Origin of the sequence: Coleofasciculus sp. A1-SPW-01, from assembly GCF_040217205.1 — a bacterium.
GTDB classification, from domain to species: Bacteria; Cyanobacteriota; Cyanobacteriia; order Cyanobacteriales; family Coleofasciculaceae; genus Coleofasciculus; species Coleofasciculus chthonoplastes_A.
Genome location: NZ_JAVJNP010000138.1, coordinates 1 through 7340 on the forward strand (window position 1 = coordinate 1; position 7340 = coordinate 7340).

A 7340-nucleotide genomic window follows, 5' to 3' on the forward strand; every position below is an offset into this window, starting at 1 on the left:
TAGGCTTACAGTTGATCCGAACTGGGGAAGCATTCGGAAGTGTGTATCAGTTGATGGCTAGTGGTCTATTCAACTCTTGCGTCACCAGACTTGTCTCTGGCAATCCCCACGCTCCACGTTAGTAGCGTGGGGTTGCTGAATATTGTATAATCTACCTATTGTAGTTGCCTTTATCAGAATGCCGCATCGTAAGAGTAAGTGCAATCAGCCTAGAGGCTGGATAAATTCATTGCTTTTACACATTCCTTCAATGGCTTACGGCATTCAATGGCTCCCTGGTACGAGTCGTTTTCCCATAAACAAACAATTACGCTGATCAGATAAGCGTTGATAAAATAGTTCATCCGTGAATTGCTCCATCAAAATTAATCCTCTGCCTGTTTCCTCTAGAAGGTTACAGCCTTTTTGGTGTAAAGCGTCCAACTTAGCCTGCAAATCGAACGGTTCTCCGTGATCCCAAATCCGCATCTCTAAGCGGTCAGCAAATATCTTCAGCTCCAGCTCAATCGGGGTGGTTGGAGGTAAGTGTTGATGAGCGTGATCAACCACATTGGCGAAGGCTTCGTCTAGTGCCACTTTGCAATCCACACAAAATTGGTGAGGAAGTTGGCGGGACGCTAACCTATCAAACCAGGCGAAAATTTCAGCAACAGCCTTGATATCTGTAGCTACTTTGAGATGCGATTGTTTAAGGGGTTTGTCAGGGTGCATCAATCGAAAGCCAGTCCCATGTTTTTTTAAGCCGCGCCACTATTTTTAGAAAAAACCACTAAAATTGTTTTAATAATTAATTTGACATCATACATCAAGCTCCAGTGATGCTGGTAGCGTAAATCTAAGTCAATGATGTCCTTGAAATTGTGGATTTGATTTCGCCCATTGACCTGCCACTCTCCTGTCATACCCGGTTTGACATCTAAACGCTGCCATTCGGGGACATCGTAGTAATCTACTTCATCCGGTGTTGGGGGTCGAGTTCCCACCAAACTCATTTCCCCTGTCAGGACATTGACAAATTGAGGCAGTTCATCAAGGCTACTTTTCCGTAAAAACCGACCGACTCGTGTCACTCTGGGATCAGGGGCATTTTCATCCAATGGTTTAACTCTAATTTTACCCTTACTAATATCTTGACTACCGACATACATGGAGCGGAACTTCCAAATCCGAAATTCTTTGCCCATCCACCCTTTACGGATCTGACTGAAGAAGATGGGACCTGGCGAATCAAGTTTAATAGCCGTAGCAATTGGAATAAACAGCAGTGCGGTAATTCCTAAGCCGACAATTGCGCCGATAATATCGAGTCCACGTTTGATCCCAGAGCGGGTGGAAGGATGAGTGGGTGGTAATGCTGGTGGCTGACTTGATTCAGAAAGCAGTTCCACTGTGAGAATTTGATCGAGGTTCGTCATTCTCAAAATCATCATGACCGGAGTGCCAACATTGGTAAGTACCAGTTCAATATCCTTACTGGTCGCATTTTTGTAATTATTCACCAACGCCCCAATCCCACAGCTATCGATAAAGGTTGTCTGACGAAAGTCTAAAATAATTTTGGGCGGCAGGGGGTGATTCTGAAAAATTTGCTGGAAGGTTTCTTTGAAAGCCACAGCTTCAAGCACACTCAGGCGAGCCGGAAGTTGCATGACGGGAGTTTCATGCAATAGTATTACTTTAAAATCCGCTTCTGACATTGAGTCACCCATAACAACCTGTATTTTTTGTATTCACCTGTGTTCCTGATGTGTTCCTGACCAATATTGTGTCGTACAATTGCTAACTTAACCGAAAACTCACTTGAATTTACCGATCCAATGTCAAAAAATGTCAGCTAAGACTGGACTCACCGCACGGCTCATTGAACTGTTTTCTGCCATTCAAGGTGAAGGACGCAACGTTGGTACCCGTCAATTATTCATCCGTTTGGCTCTGTGTGATTTGCGCTGCCATTTTTGCGATAGTCAGAATACCTGGGCAGTTCCCAATTTAGCTTCCGTGGAGCAAACCCCTGGACATCGGGATTTTGAAACTCATCCTAATCCTGTAACCGTTGATCAGTTATTGGCATGGGTTGAGCGGCAAAATTATCCAGGACTCCATGAAAGCATTAGCATAACAGGTGGCGAACCCCTGTTGCAGGCTCCCTTTTTAAGAGAGTTCTTGCCCGTAGTACAACATCGAACCGGGTTACCCATCTATTTGGAAACCGGTGGGCATCGTCCGGAGCAACTAGCCCAGATTCTACCCTATTTAAATAGTATCGGTATGGATATGAAATTGCCGAGTGTAAGTGGGGAAGAGTGTTGGCACGCTCATCGTCAGTTTCTTCAGGTTTGTGGCGATGCAGATGTTGAGGTTTTTGTCAAGCTGATTATTGCCCAAACAACGAACACCGCCGAACTGGAGTTAGCCGCCGAATTGGTTGCAGCGTGTAACCCCAGTATTCCCGTGTTTTTACAACCTGTAACGCCCCTAGCTAAACCCCATCATGCGCCAATGATCCCGCCAACGCCGACTCAAGTTTTAGAATGGCAAGCGTTGATGAAGCGCCATCTCAAATCAGTGCGCGTCATCCCCCAAACCCATAAGATGATCGGTCAGCTTTAGGCTCTGGATTCCCGTTTGCTTTTCGCTTCGGCTTTGGCTTTAGCCGCACTTTTTTTCAATGCGGCTAGGCGAGCTTCGTAGCGGCGGCGTTGACGGCGACCGGGTGTAACTTCAACTAATGTTTTTAAGGCACTGCCTAGGCTCTTGTAGGCGTTAGGGAGAGTGTAACCAAAGCGAGTAGCCAGAGCGATCGCTTTTTCATCTGCCTCAATTTCTGCCTTGAGAGTTTTCTCCCCGTTGTTTTTCTGATAGAGTCTCCATCCAGAAACACCACAGAGGGCGAGTGCCAACAGCAGTAGCAATCCATCTTGTACCCAAAGTTCCCCAACAGCGCCTCCCAAGCCAATGGCTAGGGCTGCCATTTCCCACCCTTCTTTGGGGATCGTGTCATTCTGAATCCGGGCAACTTCGTGCCAAAATAGGAGATTGCGTTGGTCAAGGGCAAACTGCTCCCATTTCACTAAGTCAATTTGCACCTCCACCTCATCACTACCGATTTCTTCAGTGCGTAACAATGGGGGATTGACCTCCGTCGTTCCTTCCACCATGACCCAGCTTTGCAATTCTGGGGGGAGTAAGGTTTTCAGACGCCGAAGTTCACTCATCTCGGCTTTGGCAGAAGAGGTTGCATAGGATGTCATAGATCTGCCTCCAGGAAACTTAAACCAATAAATAAGGGTATCATTTGGCAGTATAGCGAGTTCGCTCTCTGCCTTGTTTTTACCTAGCTGTCAGGATTCAACTGTGTACGGCAAGGAATGGGGGAGATGAGGAAGATAGGGAAAAGAGTACTGAGGAAAAATAATGAATGAAAAATAATGCGTCACTGTAGGGCTATATATATACGAGAAGACCCGGAGTTCACGCCTATCCCAAGCATCTCGTATTGCTGCTACCTTCCGGTTCTGACAAGGTTTGAGCGTTGGGACTGCATGAATCCGAGTCAGTTATCAGTATAACAGCTTTGTACCCAATTGATCAGTTCACGGAGATATTTTTTCATTCGGCAATGATGCACCATTCGTGAAGTTGGTATTTGACACAGTGATTTGCCACCAACGGATCTCCCTGGACGATCGCCTGTGCCTCTTGTTTTGAATTCGCCTCAAACAGGAGCATTCCACCCCCTCGCTCAGCCCAGTAACCTGTTTTGGCTTGGTGTCCTTTGGCAATCAAGTCTTGGACGTAGGCTTTATGAGCCGGAACATATTGGTCAAACGTAGGTTTATCGACGATGCCTTCTTCTATCTTGACGAACCAGGGCATTGGCTTTTTCCCATCAAAACCGCAGATAGTACATTATCTCAGATATGAGGTCTGGGGGAAGGGCAAGGCGTCGCTGCAAGTCTGCTAAATTGCGATAGTTGCCCATCTCTTGCCGATTTTGGGCGATCGCTCTGGCTACAAACAAGTCAACTCCAGGAATTCGGCTCAGTTGTTCCACGGATGCTGTATTCGCCGGAATCGACACGGGTGTTGCTGGACTTTCGGCGTCATAGTAACAAAAGCTGAGAATTGGTTGTAACGGCTGTAACCGCGCCACAGGGATACTTAACGCCGCTGCAATATCCTCCAAACAGCAAAACTGTACCCCACTATTTGCCAATTCCACCAGCGATCGCGCTTGATGGATGGATATTCCTGGTAATCTTAGCCAGTCATCCACCGTCGCTTGATTGACATCAATTCTCATCCCCAGCGCCACCGCCACCTCTATTTCTTGTGCCGATTGCAGCCGATAGTAGGGATCGCTCTGAATCCGGGCTTGGATTGAGCGCCAGGTTGGGTTTAATCGATCCGTCGATAACAGCCAGTCAAACAATGCCATCTTCTTTTCACGCGATACGATCCAGTAGTTGGCGACGCTTTTGCTCAAACTCATATTCTGACATCAATCCCTCCTGACGCAGCTTGTCCAGTTGTCGCAGTGCATCCGCGATCGCACCCACTTGCGCCGGATCAACCTCTGGGATTTGACTTGGCGCTGATGTCCCGGTTGGAATCAAATCGCCATTAAAATTTTGGTCGAATTGTTCCGAATTTTGCAACAAATACCATACCCCTTCAATGGCACTCGCCACTCTGGGAATTGGTGTCCAGGACAGCAACAAATACAAAACTCCCCACCAAGGTTGCCCCAGATAAAACTTGTGCAGTCCAGAAAAAGGTATCACTACCCCACTAAATGCCAGTAAGGAAGCAACTTTTCGACTTTTCGGCTTGCTTAACATAGTGGTTCAAACACCAGACGAAAGGACACCGTTATCAATCAAGAAAGAGGAACGCCATACTTTATATGATAGAGAGATGCTGCTCAATACTACTGGCAGGAATCTGTGACGTACCCAGCGCTGCCGTTACCGGACAGCGTGGGCAACTGAAGCCTTAAATAAGGCGGTCAGAACTTCCTTCAAGGTACTATTAGTAGCAGAAGAGACCACTACTGGATTCCCTTTACGGCATTTTAGGGTAGGGAACACGTCCAGCCCTACACGTTTTAGGTTGATAGCAGCATTAATGTCTCTATCAACCCAGATTTGTAACTGTTCATCCCAATACTCTCGAATCGAGCAGTCTATAAATACGAACTCGTCTCGATAGCAGAGAATTTGGGAAGTATAAGCAGGATTCTTTTCAACGACCACAGCCCCAGCTTTTTCAGCTATGTAACTCAGGGTTGAGAAGAATTGTCCAAATGCGGCATCTAACCAGGACTTGTTGAGTCCTGACTTTGCGGATTGCCCGTTGGGAAGATATTTCCCATCATCATCTTGTTTGGGTGCATTGCGCTTGGTCAAGCCTTTGAGGTTTAAGTCCTCGCAGAAAAACACCTTCTTGCGGGTTCGCACCAATTTGTGCGCGGTCTTATATTGGAAGTCTTGACGACTCCTAGCAATGCGCTGATGAAACCTTGCTTCTCTTTTGGCTAGTTTACGGCGACGGCGAGACCCTTTCTTTTTAGCGTTTCGCTTGGTCTGCAACTTCCCTAGCTTGTCGAGGTTTTTCCTCAGGGGCTTAAGAGAGGGGATGCTTTCACCTTCAGAGGTGGCAATATACACATCTTCGTTCAGGACAGCATCTAGCCCCATCGAGTTATCCCAAGTTGGGATTATCTTGTCTGGGGTGAAATCTGGAACAGACGGGTTATCCAGGATGAATGATGCGTACCAGCCGTCAGACTTCTTGGTAACGCTGACCTGCTTGAGGTTAAACCCGTCTGGTATTGGGCGATGAGTTCTCACCTTGACTAATCCAATCTTGGGCAGTCTTAGGTAAAGCCAACGACCGTTGACCGTACAGAACTTCAACCACTCGTTCTTTGCTCCGTCAAATACCATTGTTCGGTAGCGAGACTCGCTTTTGAACCGGGGTTTACCAGAGCGTTTCCCCTTCTTGTCTCCTTTGATGTACCGTTCAAACGCCTTATCAACTCGCTTACAGACATCCTGCAAGATGGTCGAATAGATATCACTGAAGTCTAGGAGTTCCCCTGACCACTTGACCAGCACCAAATCTTTCTTAATGGCAGGGAGTTGATTTTTCTGGTTGTAATAATTGGGACGTTCCTTAAGTTCTCGAAGGTGACAGATTAGGGGGCAAGAGTTAACCGCAGACCTGTTGTATTCCCACCAGTCCAAGCGTTCGCCCAGCATCCTGTTGTACCAATAGCGGCAAACCCTCAATCCGTGGTTGAGGGAGAGCTTCTGTTTGGCACTGGGATAAAGGCGGTACTGGTAGGATGTTTTCATGTCTTCTATTCTACCGCGCTATGACTAAAAAGAAACTGTTTTCCTACTACCCACAAATACAACTATCCAAATTTATTAACAACTTAAAAACTGTGACAAGCAGGAAAATGAACAAGGAGTTTCCTGAACACTTGACTCAGTTCTTCTGGAAGAATGACGATAATACCAAAAATGAGTTCTGGAATGATTCTTATGGAATTGAGTCTGTAGGGGGAGCGAATATTGAGGTTCTTGAGCGATACATTCGCGGACAGGATGCACCCAAATGTTAAAGAAGAGGGTTCGACACCCTCTTCTTTAACCGCCTATCCATCCCAGCGCCGCCTTTCAGGACGGCGTGGGGCTTCCGGCGTTTTTGCTAATTTCATTTCCTCTCCCCCCTGCACCCCGCACGCCCACACTTCTACTCCCTTGCATCCCCAATACGGATAACCGAAGTTTCCTCTAAGTGCAACACTGCACTAGAATATGACTGGAAACGGCAGTACAACCCACTCGGTTGATCGGGTAAGAGCTATGGGGTTTTTTGATTCAGATATAGTCCAACAAGAAGCTAAACAACTGTTTGAAGATTATCAGTCCCTTGTCCAATTGGGAGGCAGCTACGGTAAATTTGACCGAGAAGGGAAGAAAATTTTCATTGATCAGATGGAAGCGATGATGGAGCGCTATCGAATTTTTATGAAGCGCTTCGAGTTATCCGAGGATTTTATGGCTCAGATGACAGTTGAGCAGCTTAATACACAACTTGGTCAGTTTGGCATCACGCCTCAGCAAATGTTTGATCAAATGCAAATGACGTTAGAGCGGATGAAATCCGAACTGGAACAGCAGTCTTAGAATTCAGCAACCCCACGCTACTAACGTGGAGCGTGGGGATTGCCAGAGACAAGTCTGGTGACGCAAGAGTTGAATAGACCACTAGCCATCAACTGATACACACTTCCGAATGCTTCCCCAGTTCGGATCAACTGTAAGCCT

At 46.8% G+C, this 7340-nt stretch carries 10 protein-coding genes and 1 other RNA gene; 3 read left to right on the forward strand and 8 right to left on the reverse strand.

What is annotated here, in order from left to right; translation table 11 throughout:
* Positions 1–264: 264 nt before the first annotated feature.
* A complete protein-coding gene (locus RH949_RS21175) occupies positions 265–711 on the reverse strand; it encodes an ATP-binding protein (protein WP_446355922.1) in 447 nt (148 codons plus the stop codon).
* Positions 712–737: 26 nt separating this feature from the next.
* On the reverse strand, positions 738–1709 hold the full coding sequence (locus tag RH949_RS21180; RefSeq protein ID WP_446355924.1) for a sugar transferase: 972 nt from the start codon (positions 1707–1709) through the stop codon (positions 738–740).
* A gap of 118 nt (positions 1710–1827) precedes the next feature.
* Here RH949_RS21180 and RH949_RS21185 point away from each other — a divergent pair, with 118 nt between their 5' ends.
* Entirely contained in the window at positions 1828–2610 is a 783-nt protein-coding gene (locus RH949_RS21185) for a 7-carboxy-7-deazaguanine synthase QueE (protein WP_446355926.1), read from the forward strand.
* Here RH949_RS21185 and RH949_RS21190 read toward each other — a convergent pair.
* The 6 genes from RH949_RS21190 to RH949_RS21215 form a co-directional block, all read right to left on the reverse strand.
* On the reverse strand, positions 2607–3251 hold the full coding sequence (locus RH949_RS21190; RefSeq protein WP_446350078.1) for a DUF3318 domain-containing protein: 645 nt from the start codon (positions 3249–3251) through the stop codon (positions 2607–2609). The genes RH949_RS21185 and RH949_RS21190 overlap by 4 nt on opposite strands.
* A 207-nt stretch (positions 3252–3458) precedes the next feature.
* Positions 3459–3555, reverse strand: an RNA gene (ffs, locus tag RH949_RS21195) — signal recognition particle sRNA small type.
* Between the two features lie 54 nt (positions 3556–3609).
* Entirely contained in the window at positions 3610–3876 is a 267-nt protein-coding gene (locus RH949_RS21200; protein ID WP_006100681.1) for a YciI family protein, read from the reverse strand.
* A gap of 13 nt (positions 3877–3889) precedes the next feature.
* A complete protein-coding gene (locus tag RH949_RS21205; protein WP_006100560.1) occupies positions 3890–4438 on the reverse strand; it encodes a helix-hairpin-helix domain-containing protein in 549 nt (182 codons plus the stop codon).
* A 7-nt stretch (positions 4439–4445) separates the two neighbouring features.
* Entirely contained in the window at positions 4446–4841 is a 396-nt protein-coding gene (locus RH949_RS21210; protein WP_006100585.1) for an NINE protein, read from the reverse strand.
* A 126-nt stretch (positions 4842–4967) separates the two neighbouring features.
* Positions 4968–6359 carry an RNA-guided endonuclease InsQ/TnpB family protein gene (locus RH949_RS21215; RefSeq protein WP_446355930.1) on the reverse strand — a complete coding sequence of 464 codons (1392 nt, stop codon included), beginning with the start codon at positions 6357–6359 and terminating at the stop codon, positions 4968–4970.
* Between the two features lie 20 nt (positions 6360–6379).
* Here RH949_RS21215 and tnpA point away from each other — a divergent pair, with 20 nt between their 5' ends.
* Positions 6380–6631: an IS200/IS605 family transposase gene (gene tnpA, locus RH949_RS21220; protein ID WP_052307461.1), complete on the forward strand. Its 252-nt coding sequence runs from the start codon at positions 6380–6382 to the stop codon at positions 6629–6631.
* A gap of 244 nt (positions 6632–6875) precedes the next feature.
* Positions 6876–7199 (forward strand): DUF1825 family protein, encoded by a 324-nt coding sequence (locus RH949_RS21225; protein WP_044206685.1) that lies wholly within the window; start codon positions 6876–6878, stop codon positions 7197–7199.
* Positions 7200–7340 lie beyond the last annotated feature (141 nt).